Annotated in this window: 13 protein-coding genes and 1 pseudogene; 9 read left to right on the top strand and 5 right to left on the bottom strand. The window is 63.7% G+C overall.

The window, feature by feature from the left end:
* Positions 1 to 10 precede the first annotated feature (10 nt).
* Both ACVWYO_RS05325 and ACVWYO_RS05320 read right to left on the bottom strand, forming a co-directional pair.
* Complete coding sequence (locus ACVWYO_RS05325) at positions 11 to 664, bottom strand: dihydrofolate reductase family protein (protein ID WP_457349094.1); 654 nt, start codon at positions 662 to 664, stop codon at positions 11 to 13.
* A 223-nt stretch (positions 665 to 887) separates the two neighbouring features.
* Complete coding sequence (locus ACVWYO_RS05320; RefSeq protein WP_457349093.1) at positions 888 to 2,291, bottom strand: methyl-accepting chemotaxis protein; 1,404 nt, start codon at positions 2,289 to 2,291, stop codon at positions 888 to 890.
* A 41-nt stretch (positions 2,292 to 2,332) separates the two neighbouring features.
* Between ACVWYO_RS05320 and ACVWYO_RS05315 the strand changes: the two genes are divergently transcribed.
* Positions 2,333 to 2,512 carry a hypothetical protein gene (locus tag ACVWYO_RS05315; protein ID WP_457349092.1) on the top strand — a complete coding sequence of 60 codons (180 nt, stop codon included), beginning with the start codon at positions 2,333 to 2,335 and terminating at the stop codon, positions 2,510 to 2,512.
* A 79-nt stretch (positions 2,513 to 2,591) separates the two neighbouring features.
* Here ACVWYO_RS05315 and ACVWYO_RS05310 read toward each other — a convergent pair whose 3' ends face one another.
* A complete protein-coding gene (locus tag ACVWYO_RS05310; RefSeq protein WP_457349091.1) occupies positions 2,592 to 3,035 on the bottom strand; it encodes a VOC family protein in 444 nt (147 codons plus the stop codon).
* A 319-nt stretch (positions 3,036 to 3,354) separates the two neighbouring features.
* Here ACVWYO_RS05310 and ACVWYO_RS05305 point away from each other — a divergent pair, with 319 nt between their 5' ends.
* Positions 3,355 to 4,146, top strand: coding sequence for an alpha/beta fold hydrolase (locus tag ACVWYO_RS05305; protein ID WP_457349090.1), 792 nt, complete (start codon positions 3,355 to 3,357; stop codon positions 4,144 to 4,146).
* Positions 4,147 to 4,175: 29 nt separating this feature from the next.
* On the opposite strand, the pseudogene ACVWYO_RS05300 reads toward ACVWYO_RS05305, so the two are convergent.
* Positions 4,176 to 4,511 (bottom strand): annotated as a pseudogene (locus ACVWYO_RS05300) (RidA family protein); the annotation flags it as partial.
* Between the two features lie 274 nt (positions 4,512 to 4,785).
* Here ACVWYO_RS05300 and ACVWYO_RS05295 point away from each other — a divergent pair.
* From ACVWYO_RS05295 to ACVWYO_RS05280, 4 genes are all read left to right on the top strand, one after another.
* Positions 4,786 to 5,763: a sensor histidine kinase gene (locus ACVWYO_RS05295; RefSeq protein WP_457354874.1), complete on the top strand. Its 978-nt coding sequence runs from the start codon at positions 4,786 to 4,788 to the stop codon at positions 5,761 to 5,763.
* 89 nt (positions 5,764 to 5,852) lie between these two features.
* The gene (locus ACVWYO_RS05290) at positions 5,853 to 6,248 is read left to right on the top strand and encodes a response regulator (RefSeq protein WP_457349089.1); all 396 of its coding nucleotides are present in this window, start codon (positions 5,853 to 5,855) and stop codon (positions 6,246 to 6,248) included.
* A 196-nt stretch (positions 6,249 to 6,444) separates the two neighbouring features.
* On the top strand, positions 6,445 to 7,395 hold the full coding sequence (locus tag ACVWYO_RS05285) for a CorA family divalent cation transporter (RefSeq protein ID WP_457349088.1): 951 nt from the start codon (positions 6,445 to 6,447) through the stop codon (positions 7,393 to 7,395).
* 86 nt (positions 7,396 to 7,481) lie between these two features.
* Positions 7,482 to 7,994 carry a hypothetical protein gene (locus ACVWYO_RS05280; protein WP_457349087.1) on the top strand — a complete coding sequence of 171 codons (513 nt, stop codon included), beginning with the start codon at positions 7,482 to 7,484 and terminating at the stop codon, positions 7,992 to 7,994.
* Between the two features lie 340 nt (positions 7,995 to 8,334).
* Here ACVWYO_RS05280 and ACVWYO_RS05275 read toward each other — a convergent pair whose 3' ends face one another.
* Complete coding sequence (locus tag ACVWYO_RS05275) at positions 8,335 to 11,541, bottom strand: PAS domain-containing protein (RefSeq protein WP_457349086.1); 3,207 nt, start codon at positions 11,539 to 11,541, stop codon at positions 8,335 to 8,337.
* A gap of 264 nt (positions 11,542 to 11,805) precedes the next feature.
* Here ACVWYO_RS05275 and ACVWYO_RS05270 point away from each other — a divergent pair, with 264 nt between their 5' ends.
* From ACVWYO_RS05270 to cueR, 3 genes are read left to right on the top strand one after another with little or no spacing between them, the layout of a single operon-like run.
* A complete protein-coding gene (locus ACVWYO_RS05270) occupies positions 11,806 to 12,180 on the top strand; it encodes a transposase (RefSeq protein ID WP_457354872.1) in 375 nt (124 codons plus the stop codon).
* A gap of 48 nt (positions 12,181 to 12,228) precedes the next feature.
* Positions 12,229 to 14,604: a heavy metal translocating P-type ATPase gene (locus ACVWYO_RS05265; RefSeq protein ID WP_457349085.1), complete on the top strand. Its 2,376-nt coding sequence runs from the start codon at positions 12,229 to 12,231 to the stop codon at positions 14,602 to 14,604.
* Entirely contained in the window at positions 14,601 to 14,993 is a 393-nt protein-coding gene (cueR, locus tag ACVWYO_RS05260) for a Cu(I)-responsive transcriptional regulator (RefSeq protein ID WP_457349084.1), read from the top strand. The genes ACVWYO_RS05265 and cueR overlap by 4 nt, the downstream gene beginning before the upstream one ends.
* Positions 14,994 to 15,045: the final 52 nt, after the last annotated feature.

Raw genomic sequence — 15,045 nt, 5'->3', positions numbered from 1 at the left:
AGCGGGGTGCTTACGCGTTGTCCTGGCGCGCGAGCACCACGTGCGTCGCGAGCTCGGTGGCACGGGATTCTATCACGCGGTAGCCAAGAGCGGGGAAATCCAGACCGTCGAACATGGCCTCGCCTCGTCCGAGCAGGACCGGTGATACGGCAAAATGAAGTTCGTCGATGAGGCGGGCTTTCAGGAATTGGCGAACGGTCGAGACGCCTCCGCCGATCTTGACGTCTTGTGATCCCGCCGCGTCACGTGCGCGTTCCAGAGCGGCGTGGATGCCGTCGGTGACGAAATGGAAAGTGGTGCCGCCCTCCATCACGATTGGATTCCTGGCATGATGGGTGAGGACGAAGGTCGGCGCGTGATAGGGTGGGTTGTCGCCCCACCAGCCTTTCCACGTCTCGTCTGGCCATTCGCCGCGCACAGGACCGAACATGTTCCTGCCGAGGATGAAGGCCCCGAAGCCGTCCATCGCACGACGGGCAAAGAGTTCGTCGACGCCCTCGGAACCCCCCGCCTGACCGAACATCGCCTTGAAGCACTTTGTCCCGACGAACCAGCTATGAAGTTCAGGTCCGCGTTTTCCCAGCGGATCCAGAAGGCTCTGTCCGGGGCCTGCTCCGAATCCATCGAGCGAAATCGAGAATCCCGCGACCTTGATGCTTCCCACCCGTGCCTCCTCTACGGCGTACCCCATTCTGCCTCGCCGGACCTATCTCTGCAATCGAGAGCAACGGCGCCCACTGTCCGGCCGAGCCTGCCTTACCGCGCAACGAGGCTTTTGAAGAAGTATCGTTGCCCTTGAACGGGTTAGATCGATCCCAGATCACTTGTTGTTCTCGTGCTTTGACACGGTGTTCGGGTGTGACCGGCGTAAGCACGACGGTGGACCGTCAGCCTGTATGGTAGCCAATCTCGAAGTTGCCCCATCTGCGGCCGGCAAACCGCAATGGGACGTAGACGCTCTTTATGATGAGCCGTTCAGTGCCCCGCAGCACCTGATAGGTCGAGACCGAGAACGGCGCGTCGCTCGCGACGGCTCTGGCGGTCGCGGAATCCAGTAGGATCCGGCGATGTCGGCAGTGCTGGTCATTCCACCCGGGGTCATTGTCGCGTGGCTCTCGCGACCGCCGCGACTGGTGCGTCACGAGGTAGCCGTTAACGTCGGAGCAGACGGCTCCCTCGATCCGTTCGTCGCTTTGAGTGACGATATCCAGGATGGGCCTGATGTGTTCGTCCGCGAAGCTGTTTAGGAGATTGTCGTAGCGAGGCGGTGCGGAGTTCGGGATCAGCCGGTATGCGACGTCGAACACCTGGTCGACTGTGATGGCCCCTTTATCAAGTGCGGCGGAGATGATCCGTTCGACGTCGTCACGGGCCTGGAAAGCCTTGGCGACGAAGGCGCTGTCGTCGGGCGCTAGGCCGTTGGCGACCAGCAGTCCGAACATCGCGTTTGCCTGCACCTCGAGCGAGGTGACCATCCTCTCGGCCTTTCCGAGACTTTCGCCGTTCGATGTGGCGTCCTGGATGAAGCCGAGAAATCCTTGGTGCACCTCGCTGACGCCGCTCCGCACGAGCATGGAGGACCGTTCCATCTGCACCGACTGATCGGTGACGAGTGCCGCAAGGCCAACAACCTCTCCCAGCACGTCCTCGACGGCGCCGAACTGCTGCTGCGCCTTTTCGGATCTGGCGACCCCGGCCGCTAGACCTTCGCTGAACTCGCCGGCCTGTTCGTGCAGTGCGGACACCCTGGACCGGATTGCAGTGTTGGCGGCCTGGGTGCGGACCGCGAGGCGCTTCACCTCATCGGCGACGACCGCGAACCCGCGACCTGCGTCGCCAGCCCTTGCCGCTTCGATCGTCGCATTCAAGGCCAGCATATTACTTGTTCGCGCCAGCTCCTCGATCTCAGCGGTCGCCTTGTGGACTTCAGCAAGCGCCTGGGCGAACTGTGTGAGATGCCCGCCGAGTGCGCTCACCATGTCGGTCAGTGCCGCGAAGTCGGCGACCGCGATCGCGATCAGCTCCGCGCCGTTCTGCACCTTTCTGGACGACCCATCGGCTGCTGCGCGCGCGGCTTCTACCGACTTGGCGATCGCGTCCTGCTCGGTGAGTAAGCGCTCAGTCGTGCGCTGCAACTCGGAGAGTGTCGCCATTTGCCTCGGGATCGTGGCCGACACTTCGATCATGTGGTTGTACGCCCCGGTCGCGCCAACCGCGACCCCCTCGGCGATCTTGACGATGCCCAGCATCTCGTTGGGGGCGGGCACAGCGTTGGATGGGGAGCCGGTCATCGTTCAACGATAGCCAGTCATGGTTAGCCGAGACTTAAGGAATGGCCGCGCCGCTCGTTGCAAGTGCCGCAGCAAAGATGCTGGCGGTCAATCCACGCCTCGCTCCGCCGCAATTGATACAGGGGCTCCTTGCCACCCCGACCGGCGGCGAGGACGGGATCAGGCTTCTCTACGCAGCAATCGCGGTCAGCCGGTCGACGGCGCTGGTTCGATCGAATTAAGCGGCAGTGAGCTTCGGATTTGCAAAAACCGGACGTCCGCTTCAATGGAAGCCGCCAGCAAGCCGGTGCCGTGCACGGATCACTTCACAGGGGGTTGCCAGAACTCGAGCTTGGTCCCGTCAGGGTCGAGGATGGAGGCGAACTTGCCGGTGCTGTCCTGTTGGCGCTTAAGGATGGTCACCCCCTTGCCTTCGAGCCGCTTCACGAAAGAGTCGAGGTCGTCGACTGCAAAATTGATCAAGAACTCGCGCTTCGAAGGCGTGATCTCCTCGCTCACCCGCGACATCGCACTCCAGAGCGCCATCGGCGGATGGCCCGGGGCATCGTAGCGCAGTAGAGCGCCGCCCCAGGGTTCGAGGCGAATGCCGAGCACGTCGCGGTACCAGGCGGCGAGCGCCTTCGGATCCTTACTTGTTACGAATACGCCGCCAAGCCCAGTGATATGGCCGGGCGGATCGGCGCGCGCAGGCGCAGTCGGCAGGGCGAACATCACGGCTGCAGCAGTCAGGAAAACAGTCTTCATTGTGGCGGCTTCCTTGCGTTGTTTGCGAAATACCGTTGCGATGATCCGACCTATTGATGCTGCTCCGATCGTCGACGGGCGTCAACGAAACCGCAGAGCCGGGCCGGCCCGATAGGCTTAGTTGGCGGAACGGGAGCCGAGCATCAGCGGCGGCAGTTCGAGCGTTATGCGGAGGGACCCAGCCCTGCCGCCCGATGTCCGCGAGCCTGTACCACAGGACATCGCTCCCTGAGCCAGCCGCTTGCGCGGGCACTCGCCATTAATGCCCGCCTGATCTAGCGTTGCGCTGTTGGAGGAGGGCGTGGTGACGGTTGGGGGCATGGGAGCGGAGATCGAATATCGCGAAGCGGGGACTGGTCCGGGCGTTGTGCTCGTGCCGGGCTCCTGCAGCACCGGCGCAGCCTGGAGGCCGGTGGTGGCTCACCTCCATGGCGTCCGAGCTATCACGACCAGCCTTCCGGGCTACGGCGGCACCGCCGAGCGTCGCACGGATGCGGATCTCTCGATAGCGCCGGCGGCGGAGGTTATCGAGGAGCTGATCGCCCAGGTCGGAGGGGCCGTCCATCTCGTGGGGCATTCATTCGGGGGCTCGGTGGCGTTAGCGGTTGCTCTGCGGGGCACATCGCCGCTGCTGAGCTTGACCGTCTTCGAGGCCCCGGCGCCAGGAGCGCTGATCGGCGTGGCGGAGAGGGCTCACCTGGACGCGTTCACCATCATGACCGACGCCTACTCGGCGGCTTACCGGGCTGGCGAGGTCGACGCGATCGGGCAGATGATCGACTTCTATGGCGGGCTGGGCAGCTGGGACGCCATGCCCGAGCCGGTGCGTGCCTATGCGGTGGCGACCACCTCCGTGAATCTTATGGATTGGCAGAATGCCTATCGGTTCGTTCTGGACGACGGACTGGCTGCACTCGCAGGTCTCCCAGTGTGCGTGGCGGTGGGTTCGCGCAGCCATCCGGCTGCGATCCGCGCCAATCGCCTGGTGGCCGAACGGATTCCGGGTGCGGTCTTCGAGACGATCACCGGCGCGTCGCATTTCATGACGGCCACACACCCCGAGGCAGTTGCGAAGCTGATCAAGCGACAGATCGCCGTCCAGTCCGCCTAACGCGATCCGGTTCGGATCGGTCCGCGACATCAGGCCTCCGCAATCATCGCGATCGATATCTTCAGGCCCGGAATGCGGACCGGCAGCTTCGCGCCCTGTCGCGCCGGCGGATCCATCGGAAACCACTTCAACCATTCCTCATTGGCGCCCGCAAAGTCGTCCTCGTCGGCGACAATGAGCGTCGCGCTGACGGCCTTCGAGAGGCTGCTCCCGGCTGCCTCCAGGATCGCGGAGATATTGCGTAGGCACTGAGCCACCTGAAGCTGGACCGGCCCTTCCGCGAGCTGACCGGTCATCGGATCGACTGGCGCAGTTCCGGACACGAAGACCAGCCCCGCAGCCTTGACGGCCTGACTGTGGGAGGGAGGCGGCTTGGGCGTCGCGGCGTTGCGATGAGCGTCCGAGTCGTTGTCTGGTTCCGGTCCTCGTACAGCTTAAGCGTTGCAAGCGTAACGGGCGCTCCCGCGGCCGCAACCCCGCAGGCCGTCAGCTTTTTGTCGAAGGAGGTTCCAGGAAACGCAGGTCTGCTCCACCGCCTTCCTGCCACTGCCAAAATGACTGGGACCACTTGCTGCCCGGCGAGGCGCTTCCGGCGTGGACCTGCGGGTCTGGGCGCGTTAATCGATCGACGTGAACGACATGAATTCCCTCGACAATGCCAGTCTCGGCGCGGTTCTGAAGACAGCGCTGGATGCCGTGGTCGTCATGCGCTTGGACGGAACGATCGCTGGCTGGAACGACGTTGCAGAGCGGACATTCGGCTGGACCTTCGCGGAGGCGGCCGGCCACCGCATGAGCGAGATGATCATCCCTCATCGCTACCGCGAGGCGCACGAGCGCGGGCTAAAGCACTACCTTGCGACGGGCGAGGGGCTGGTGCTCGACACGCACCTGGAGATCGAGGCGCTGCATCAGACGGGGCGCGAGATGCCCGTCGAGCTGTCGATCACCCGCACCGAACAGTTCGGCGAACCGGTGTTCCTCGGCTTCCTACGCGACATCAGCGAGCGCCGAGACGCTGCAAGACGGCAGGACCTGATGATCGGCGAGTTGAACCACCGGGTGAAGAACCTGTTGGGTGTCGTCTCCAGCATCGCGCACATGACTGCACGCAGCTCGACGACGCTCAGTGAGTTTGGTGAGGCGTTTAACGGCCGGCTGTCTTCGCTCGGAAGCGCGCACGAGATCCTGACCGCGGCGACCTGGGAACGTGCGCCGTTGCGGTCTCTGGTGGACGAGCTGCTCGGCGGATACGCCGGTGGGCCCGATGCTCAAGCGCGGTTCTCTGGGCCCGACGTCCTGCTCGCGCCCCGTCACCTGCTGAGTGTAAGCATGATCCTGCACGAGCTCGTGACGAACGCTGTGAAGTATGGCGCGCTTTCGCGGCCCGGCGGCAGGGTCTCGCTGACATGGAGTTTTTTGAGCGAGCACCTATCACTGGAATGGATCGAGTCAGGCCTGTCGGATGTTAGCCCACCAACGCGACGGGGATTTGGCTCCAAGATGATCGCCTTGTCGGTGAGTCACGAGCTTCGAGGGGATAGCACGACGGAGTGGCGTTCCGATGGAATGTATTTCCGGCTTTCGTTCCAAACGACGGACAAGGACGGACGATGATTGAACAACTAGTCGGCGGGCTAAACTTGGCGGGATCCGGCACGGACCCAGCTGGCTTGCCCGTTGGAGGCCCCGGAAGGCTTGAGGGGGTGCCACTTGAAACGCCCGTCCTGATTGTCGAGGACGAGGCGATGATCGCGTGGATGCTCGAGAGCCTGCTGGAGGACATGGGCTTCATTTCGATCGCGGTCGCTTCGAGTGGAGAGGACGCGGTCGCAGAGGCTGCTCGCGTTCGTCCCGGACTGGTCATATCCGATATCAATCTCGGTCAGCTTGGCCTGGACGGCATCGACGCCGCCGCGGCCATCCTCGGCACGACCGCGACCGCGACCGCGATAGTATTCGTCACGGGTCATGCAGGGCGCGAGGAGCGGGAGCGGATCGCCCGGGACGTTCCGGGCGCGCATGTGCTTCGAAAGCCCATCGCGGTGGAGGCGCTGCGTCAAACCATCTCCTCCGCTCTTGGCGGACGGGATTTGCACTAGGTTCGCCACCTTCGATGGCACCAGGATATGACGTTGGTCGTCGTCTGTCAGACAGCAGGCATGAGATGTTATGTGCCCGTACGCACGCGCCAACGCGGTGGCGCGAGACATTGGCGAACCGTTGCCGGAACAGATCCGCCGGGATACGAATGCATTGCATCGCTATTCTAGTGTTTACACCCGAAGGTCCCGGCTGATGCTCCGATCGTTTCCCAAACGCGACCAATCCAGCTGCGATCTCGAGGACTGTCGCTGGATCGATCTTATCGATCCCACCGAGGGGGAGGTAAAGTCCGTCGCTGATCGGTTCTCAATCGACGTTCCGACGCTGGCGGATCTTCAGAAGATCGAGGCGACAAGCAGGCTGCGGGCGGCGGGCGGGACGCTCTACATGAGCGCGCCGCTTATATCCGGAACGGACACCGATCAGTGGGCAGTGGCGCCGGTAGGTTTCGTTCTTACGGCGACGGTCTGCGTCACCGTGCGGTTCGTCGAGCTTGCAGCGTTCGACGCCGTCGCCGACGACATCGCCGATCAATCTGACGTAGCGCCGGCGGAGGTGTTGACGCGGCTACTGGAGGAGATCGTCGACCGCGCCGCCGATCATCTCGAACGCGGTTCCGCCGTGATCAACGACACATCGCAGGCAATCTTCTTCGACCAGCCCAAGCGGCGACAGCTGAGCAAGGACACGGCGCATCTGCATCAGGCGATGCGCAGCATTGGGCAGGTCAGCGACCGGACCTCGCGCGTACGCTATGCCTTTCTCAGCATTGGCCGCATGGCGACCTTCGTAATCGACCGCTGCACTCCGGCAATCGAAGCGCCGATCCGCGAACGCCTTGAGGCAGTTCAGCACGACATCGCCTCTCTAGACGAATTCGAGGCCAGCCTCTCGGCGCGGATCCAGCTCCTGCAGGACGCCGCCGCCGGGTTCATCAGCATCGAGCAGAACGATGTAGTGAAGGTGCTCACCGTAGTGTCGGTGGTCGGTGTGCCTCCCGTCCTGGTGGTCGGCATCTATGGCATGAACTTCAAGTACATGCCTGAACTGGCCTGGCACTGGGGCTATCCCTACGCCCTTGCGCTATGCGTTGCATCGATCATCCTACCGCTGCTGTGGTTCAAGTGGCGTGACTGGATCTAGCGGTCCGGCGGGCTTCCGCTCGGCTTGGTGATCGGTGACGCAGCGATCGGAGCGACCGTGCGTTCATCCTGGGAAGGGGATACGTCATGATCAACAGCGTTGCCGAACTCGATCGCGTCCGGGCCGAATGCCGGAAGCTGGTTAGCAACAGGGCCATGATGGCAGCCGGCGCAGCGGTGGTCCCCATTCCCGGAGCCGACATCGTGGCGGACATCAGCCTCCTCGCGACCTTGTTGCCCGACATAAGCCGGCGCTTCGAGCTGCACCACGAGCAGGTCGAGAAGCTGGAGCCCCACCTCGCGGAGAAAGTGCTCGTCCTGGCGTCGAGCATGGGAAACAACGTCATCGGGAGGATGGTGACGAAGCGCCTGGTCACGGCCTTGCTGCGCCGTGTCGGGATGCGCGTCGCTACGGCCTCGGTCGCGAAGTATGTTCCGTTCGTCGGCTCGGGGATTGCCGCCGCCGTCGGTTTTGGCGCCATGAGGCTGGTCGGCAACTCGCACGTCGAGGACTGCTACCGCACCGCCAGAGCGCTGGTGCAAGGCACTATTGGTGGGACTGAAGGAATGGCCGCGCAGCGTCCGGCTCGCGTGGCCTAGCGGCGGGATACTCGTCAGCTTCCTGGTGATCTCCGTGTTCTGACTAAGACAGTTGTCTGAACGGAGCTGTGCGTGAACCGGCGACGTAGGAGAAGGTTACCCGGCCCGCGAGGACGACCGCAACCGTCACGCTAGCATCCCGCTAAGTGCCTGGGTTCGGGTTGACGCCTCAACGCCTCAACGCAATCGGCTTTAATGCATGCTTCCTGCTCGGACGCCCGCCGAATTGCGGTCTCTCAGCACATTCGTTTCGGACGCTACTCCCGACGTGCATGTCTCACGCACACGTCTCAGAGCGCGCGCGCGCGCAATCGAGTAATCCGATGATGCTTTCGCAATGTTAGTTGCGATCGAGAATCTCGCGGACCTTGGCACCGAGTTCATCGACGCCAAAGGGCTTGCCGATCAGCTCGACCCCTTCGTCGAGCACACCGTTATGCACGACCGCGTTGCGCGTATATCCGGTCGTGAACAGGATTCTAAGCTCCGGACGAAGGCTGCGCGCCGCATCCGCCAGCTTTCGTCCGTTGACGTCAGGCATAATGACGTCGGTAAACAGCAGGACGATCTCCGGGTGGCTCTCGAGTAGACGGAGTGCGGAAGCAGCGCCGTCTGCCTCGAGCACGCTGTAGCCAAGCTCAAGTAGGGCATCGACGCTGAACTGGCGCACGGCCGCTTCGTCATCGACTACGAGGATCACCTCGCGGTCATCACCGAAGGGGGTTTGTCCCTTCGCCGTTGATACGGGCGCTTCGTCGTCCGCCCCGGTTAGACGCGGCAGATAAATTTTGACGGACGTTCCCTGGTCCGATTCGGAGTAGATCTTCACATGCCCGCCGGACTGCTTCACGAACCCGTAGACCTGGCTGAGGCCGAGGCCGGTCCCCTTGCCTACATCCTTGGTGGTGAAAAACGGGTCGAACGCCTTCGCGATCACTTCGGGCGGCATGCCCGAGCCGGTGTCGCTGACGGCGATCAGCACATACTGTCCGGCCGGCACGCCGAGATGGGCGGCGACATAGCGCTCGTCGAGGTTAGCGTTTTGGGTCTCAATGGTGAGCCGACCACCGTCGGGCATGGCGTCGCGCGCGTTGACCGCGAGGTTCAGGATCACGTTCTCGAGCTGGTTCGGATCGACATGCATCTTCCACTGTCCCCCTGCGAGGACGGTCTCCAACCGCACGTCCGCGCCAAGGGAGTGCCGCAGAAGATCCGACATGCCGGTGACGAGCTTGTTCGGGTCGACTCGCTCGGGGCGCAACGGCTGCTGGCGCGAGAAGGCGAGAAGCCGTTGCGTCAGCAGCGCCGCGCGCTTGGCCCCCTCTGCCGCCGCCTTGACATACCGAAGCGAGCGCGCGTCGGAATCGCCAAGGCGCCGCCCAAGCAGATCGAGCGATCCAATGACGACCGCGAGCATGTTGTTGAAGTCGTGCGCGATACCGCCAGTGAGCTGGCCAACGGCCTCCATCTTCTGACTTTGGCGCAGCGCCTCCTGCACAGAGGCCAGCTCGACCGCCGCTTCCTTCTCGGCGGTAATGTGTCTGCCGGTGGCGTAAATCTGGCATTCTTCGGCCCTCGCTACCCAGGAGATCCAGCGGAAACCGCCATCGTGATGACGATAGCGGTTCTCCGATCGACGGCCGATCCCCTTGGCGAGGAGCGTCAACCCCTCCCGTGTTCTCGCTTCATCATCGGTGAGGAGGAACTCGAATACTGAATGCCCGATCATCTCGTCGGCGCTCCAGCCGAGTGTAGCCTCGACCGAAGGGCTGACAGATCGGAAGGTACCGTCCAGATCGAGCACCAGCAGCAGGTCCTGCGAGTTGCGCCACATACGGTCGCGATCGGCGGTGCGTTCGGCGACTTCCTGCTCCAGCGACGCGTTGAGGTTTGCAAGCGCCTGCGCAGTTGCCTTCTGGTCATGAATGTCAGTGTTCGTCCCGATCCAGCGCACGATCTTGCCGGCTTCATCCCGGATCGGGATCGCACGTGCGAGATGCCACCGGTATTCGCCGTCGGCGCGGCACAATCGGAACTCGGTCTCGTAAGTATCGCCAGAGGCAAGTGAAGCCGCCCAACGTTCGCCGGCAGCAAGGGCGTCGTCGGGATGAACGATGACCGTCCAGCCAATGCCGTCGAGCGCACCGGGTTCGAGGCCACTATAGTCGTAGACCTGCTGGTTGAACCAGTTGAGCATACCATCGGGCGGTGACGCCCAGACGTGGTTGGGCATGGCCTGCGCGAACGTGCGGAACTCGGCCTCACTCGCGGCCAGAGCGGCCTGCGCTGCCTTCCGATCAGTGATGTCGACGAAGGTGCAGATCGCCCCAGTCACCACCCCGTCGAGGATGATTGGCTCGGCACGGTACTCGACCGGGAAGGCGGTGCCGTCCGCACGATAGAACAGCTCGTCAATGACGTGCGCCGCTGAGCCGTTAGCTGCAGCACGGTAAATAGGACAATCCTCGCGAGCGTAGTGGGTACCGTCCGGGTGCGAGTGGTGGATGACGCTGTGGAGCGCGCGACCGATTACCGCGTCGCGATTGTCGAAGCCGAGCATTTTCAGGAACGCGGCGTTGCACAGGGTCGTCAACCCTTCACGATCGACCGCATAGAATGCCTCGGAGGTCGCATCGAGGACCTGTGCCGAGGACGCTTCGGAAGCCAGCAGTGCATGCTCTGCCGCAACGCGCTCGGTGATGTCATAGCCGCCGACGAAGATGCCGGTGACGGCGCCCTCGTCGTCGCGAATGGGCTCGTAGACGAAGTCGATGAACTTCGTCTCGCTTTCGCCCGCCAAAATCAGAGGGAGCGCTCGGGCCTTGAAACGTTCCCCGGATGCATAGACCCGATCCAGCAACTCGTAGAAGCCCTGGCCGGCAACTTCGGGAAGCACGTCGCGAACTCCCCGCCCTGAGAAGTCGCGCTCTCCAACGATCTGAACGTATGCGTCGTTCACATACCGAAAGACATGGTCCGGCCCCTCCAGCATCGCCACGAAGCCAGGCATCTGTCGAAGCATCTCTCGCTGGCGTTCGCGCTCGTTGGCGAGCTGGCGAGAGACTGCGACCGTTTCGGTCGTTTCGACGCAGGGACAGAACAACCCGACCACGGAGCCGGCGTCGTCCCGGACCGGAGTGTAGGAGAAGGCGAAATGGGCTTCCGCAAGGCCCTCTCCGCGATCGACGTGCAACGTGATGTCGTCCATGTGAACGGGCTCGCCCCCGAACACCTGATCGAACAGCGGCGCGAGGTCCGTCGCGACTTCGGACCACACTTCCAGGAATGGTCGTCCCAACGCGCTCGGATGCTTGTCGCCAAGAAGCGGCGCGTAGGCATCGTTGTAGATCAGCGTCCGGTCCGGCCCCCAAGCGAGAAACATGGGTTGGCCAGCCTCCAGCAGCACGCCGACCAAGGTCGCCATCTGCAGAGGCCACGATGACGGATGGCCAAGCGGCGTCGAGGACCAGCCGTGCTCGCGGACGCGAGCTCCCATGGATCCGCCGCCACGTAGAAAGGCGAGATCGACGGTTGCTTCGACAGTCATTTCGGAGGGCTCCAGGGGCAGGGCATTCAAGGTGCTTGCCGCGGATATCAACTTGGAACCCGCGATGACAACCCACTCCGGCAGGATCAGAGGTAGAGGTTTCGGCTAAAGACCGCCTCGAAAGGAGTCCCTCGATGACGGCGCAGATGCGAGTTGAAAGCCCGTAGCGCTAGCGGGGACGTGTAAAGAACGTTGCCTGTTAAGGTCAGAGTCGATGAACGAACCCGCTGAGTCGTCAATCGCCGCACCGGAGGAGAAGTTCGGATCGTTGAGGAGACGTATCTGCCGGGAATGAGCCGTTCCCTCGTTGCCCGTCGGCACGGCATCGGCGGCAATCACGTCTTCACCTGGCGGCGATTGATGAGGCAGGGCGCCACGCCTGCCCATTCTGGAATCGGCCGATCTGGATCACCTGATCGCGGCCGTGTTCTGACTGAGACAATTGGCTGGACGGACCAGCGCGTGGACCGCGGCAACGCAAGAATAAATATCCGGCCTTCGAGGATGAGTACAACCATCATAGCCCTGGAGCCGACACGCAGTAGCGCGCCGCGCGTGCGCGGCCGCGACCTCGGATCCATCCGTCGTCGCACCGACGGAACTTCGCGTAGAGCAGGGCTCCCTAATCTCGGGTCTTGACCCTGACATGGTGTCAAACTCCATATCAGCGTACTCTGGAGGTTCGATATGAAAAATCACGCGCACGAGCACGGACATGATCACGCGGCGGGCGTTTGGCGCTCGTCCAATCTCGCAACCGGAGACGTTGATGCTGAAATGGTGGTGAAAGATCCCGTCTGCGGCATGAATGTCGATCCAGCCGCGACGGCGCATCATGGGACGCACGAGGGGCACGAATATCATTTCTGTTCGGGCAGCTGTCGCACGAAGTTCGTCGCAGATCCCGACCGCTATCTGGGCTACGAACCCCGGCCCGGACCCGAAGCTGCGCCCGGCGCGATGTGGACCTGCCCGATGCACCCGCAAATTCGCCGGGAAGGGCCTGGAACGTGTCCGATCTGCGGAATGGCGCTCGAGCCGGAGGAACCGTCGCTCGACGACGCGCCCAACCCGGAGCTGGTCGATTTTACCCGTCGGACGTGGGTCGCCGCCGCGCTGACTGTGCCGCTGCTTGCGATCTCGATGGTCGCGGAGATGCTCGGCGTTCACGTCGTCCCACCCGCGATAAACCCGTGGCTGCAATTGGCGCTGACCACGCCGATCGTGCTGTGGGCCGGCTGGCCCTTCTTCCAGCGCGGCTGGACCTCGATCGTCACCCGCCACCTCAACATGTTCACGCTGGTCTCGATCGGCGTCGGCGCGGCGTTCGCCTACAGCGTGGTCGCAACTGTGGCGCCGGGGCTGTTCCCGGCGTCATTCCGAATGCACGGCATCGTCCCGGTCTATTACGAGGCGGCTGGCGTCGTCGTGACGCTCGTGCTGCTCGGCCAGGTGCTCGAACTGCGCGCCCGCGCCGCGACCGGCCGCGCTATCCGCGCGCTGCTGAATCTGGCGCCCAAGACCGCGAGGCGTATCGCTGCGGACGGTAGTGAGGAAGAGATCGAACTAGCCGATGTGGCAACGGGCGACCGTCTGCGCGTGCGGCCTGGCGAAGCGGTGCCGGTCGATGGCCTGGTGGTCGAAGGCCGGTCGTCGGTCGACGAGTCGATGCTGACTGGCGAACCCGTCCCGGTGCTGAAAGAGGACGGCGCGGCTGTGACCGGCGGCACCGTCAACGGCACGGGCGCGCTGGTGATCGAGGCGCGCGCCGTCGGTTCGAACACGGTGCTTGCGCGGATCGTGAAGATGGTGGCCGAGGCGCAGCGCAGTCGCGCGCCGATCCAGGCGGTGGCAGACCGCGTGTCGGGCTGGTTCGTGCCGCTCGTCGTCGTCATCGCGATCGTGACGTTCGTCGTCTGGAACCTGGTGGGTCCGGAACCGCGGTTCGGCCACGCGCTGCTCAACGCGATTGCGGTGCTGATCATCGCCTGCCCGTGTGCACTCGGGCTCGCGACGCCGATGTCGATCATGGTCGGCACCGGACGCGGCGCGCGCACGGGCGTGCTGATCAAGGACGCCGAGGCGCTGCAGATGATGGCCGACGTCGATACGCTGGTGATCGACAAGACCGGCACGCTGACCGAAGGCCGCCCGACGCTCGTCGCGGTCGAGACCGCCGACGGGTTCGTGCGAAACGAGGTCCTCGCCGCCGCCGCTGCGGTCGAAGCACGGTCGGAGCATCCGCTCGCCCATGCTGTCGCGACCGGCGCTCAAAAGGATGGGCTTGAGATTGCGCCGGTGGAGGACTTCGACTCCCAGACTGGCCTCGGTGTCAGCGGCCGAGTCGGTGGCCGCGTAATATCCGTCGGCAACGCCGCTCAGATGGAACGGGTCGGTGCCGATGTGTCGGCGCTGACGAAGGCTGCGGACCGCCATCGCAGCGAAGGTGCTGGCGCAATGTTCGTCGCGATCGATGGGCGTTTTGCCGGCCTTCTCGCCGTCGCTGATCCGATAAAGGCATCTGCACGCGATGCTATTGCCGCGCTGCGCGAGGAGGGGCTGCGGATCGTCATGTTGACCGGCGATGCGCAAGGAACGGCGGATGCTGTTGCCAAGGCTATAGGCGGCATCGACGAGGTCCATGCCGGCCTGAAGCCCGAGGACAAGGCGCGGATCATCGGCGAATTGAAGGCGCAAGGCGCCAAGGTCGCAATGGCGGGTGACGGCATCAATGATGCACCGGCACTCGCCGCAGCCGATGTCGGCGTTGCGATGGGCACTGGCACCGATGTGGCGATCGAAAGCGCGGGGATGACGCTGACCAAGGGCGATCTCGCGGCCATGGTGCGCGCCCGCCGGTTGGCCAAGGCAACGATGCGCAACATTCGGCAGAACCTGTTCTTCTCGTTTCTGTTCAATGGAATTGGCGTGCCGGTCGCGGCGGGCGTGCTCTATCCGCTCGCCGGCATCCTCCTATCGCCCATGATCGCCGGTGCGGCGATGGCGCTATCGAGCTTCACGGTGGTGACCAATGCGCTACGGCTGAATGCGACGAAGCTGTGAAGATCGGTCCGGCCTCCGACGCCAGTGGCGTCTCGCAGCGTATGATCCGCCATTATGAGAAAATCGGCTTGATCCCGTCGGCACCGCGACGCGACAGCGGCTACCGGGATTATTCCGACGCCGACGTTCACCGCTTGCGGTTCATCGCCAACGCGCGCGACCTCGGCTTCCCGATCGAGGAGATCAGGATGCTCTTGGGGCTGTGGAGCGACGCCGCCCGGTCGAGCGCTGACGTGAAGATGCTTGCCACCGCGCGCGCCGACGAACTCGGCCGTAAGGCAGCGGCGCTCGAAGCGATGCGCCGCGCCCTTCTCGACCTCGCCGGGCGGTGCCACGGCGACAATCGCCCCGACTGTCCGATCATCGACGACCTCGTGGGAGTGCCCTAAACGCGGGAGTCGCGCTGATCCCTCGCCGCCACGACGGAGCGCATCGACCGAT

The sequence above is a fragment of the Sphingomonas sp. UYP23 genome (assembly GCF_054059235.1).
Note: the sequence above shows the minus strand (reverse complement) of the source record. Positions and strands in the feature narration are given on the sequence as shown.

Coding starts and splice junctions, on each gene's coding strand:
- ACVWYO_RS05320 (WP_457349093.1), bottom strand. CDS start 2,291: ATGACCGGCTCCCCATCCAACGCTGTGCCCGCCCCCAACGAGATGCTG.
- ACVWYO_RS05315 (WP_457349092.1), top strand. CDS start 2,333: ATGGCCGCGCCGCTCGTTGCAAGTGCCGCAGCAAAGATGCTGGCGGTC.
- ACVWYO_RS05310 (WP_457349091.1), bottom strand. CDS start 3,035: ATGAAGACTGTTTTCCTGACTGCTGCAGCCGTGATGTTCGCCCTGCCG.
- ACVWYO_RS05305 (WP_457349090.1), top strand. CDS start 3,355: ATGGGAGCGGAGATCGAATATCGCGAAGCGGGGACTGGTCCGGGCGTT.
- ACVWYO_RS05295 (WP_457354874.1), top strand. CDS start 4,786: ATGAATTCCCTCGACAATGCCAGTCTCGGCGCGGTTCTGAAGACAGCG.
- ACVWYO_RS05285 (WP_457349088.1), top strand. CDS start 6,445: ATGCTCCGATCGTTTCCCAAACGCGACCAATCCAGCTGCGATCTCGAG.
- ACVWYO_RS05280 (WP_457349087.1), top strand. CDS start 7,482: ATGATCAACAGCGTTGCCGAACTCGATCGCGTCCGGGCCGAATGCCGG.
- ACVWYO_RS05275 (WP_457349086.1), bottom strand. CDS start 11,541: ATGACTGTCGAAGCAACCGTCGATCTCGCCTTTCTACGTGGCGGCGGA.
- ACVWYO_RS05265 (WP_457349085.1), top strand. CDS start 12,229: ATGAAAAATCACGCGCACGAGCACGGACATGATCACGCGGCGGGCGTT.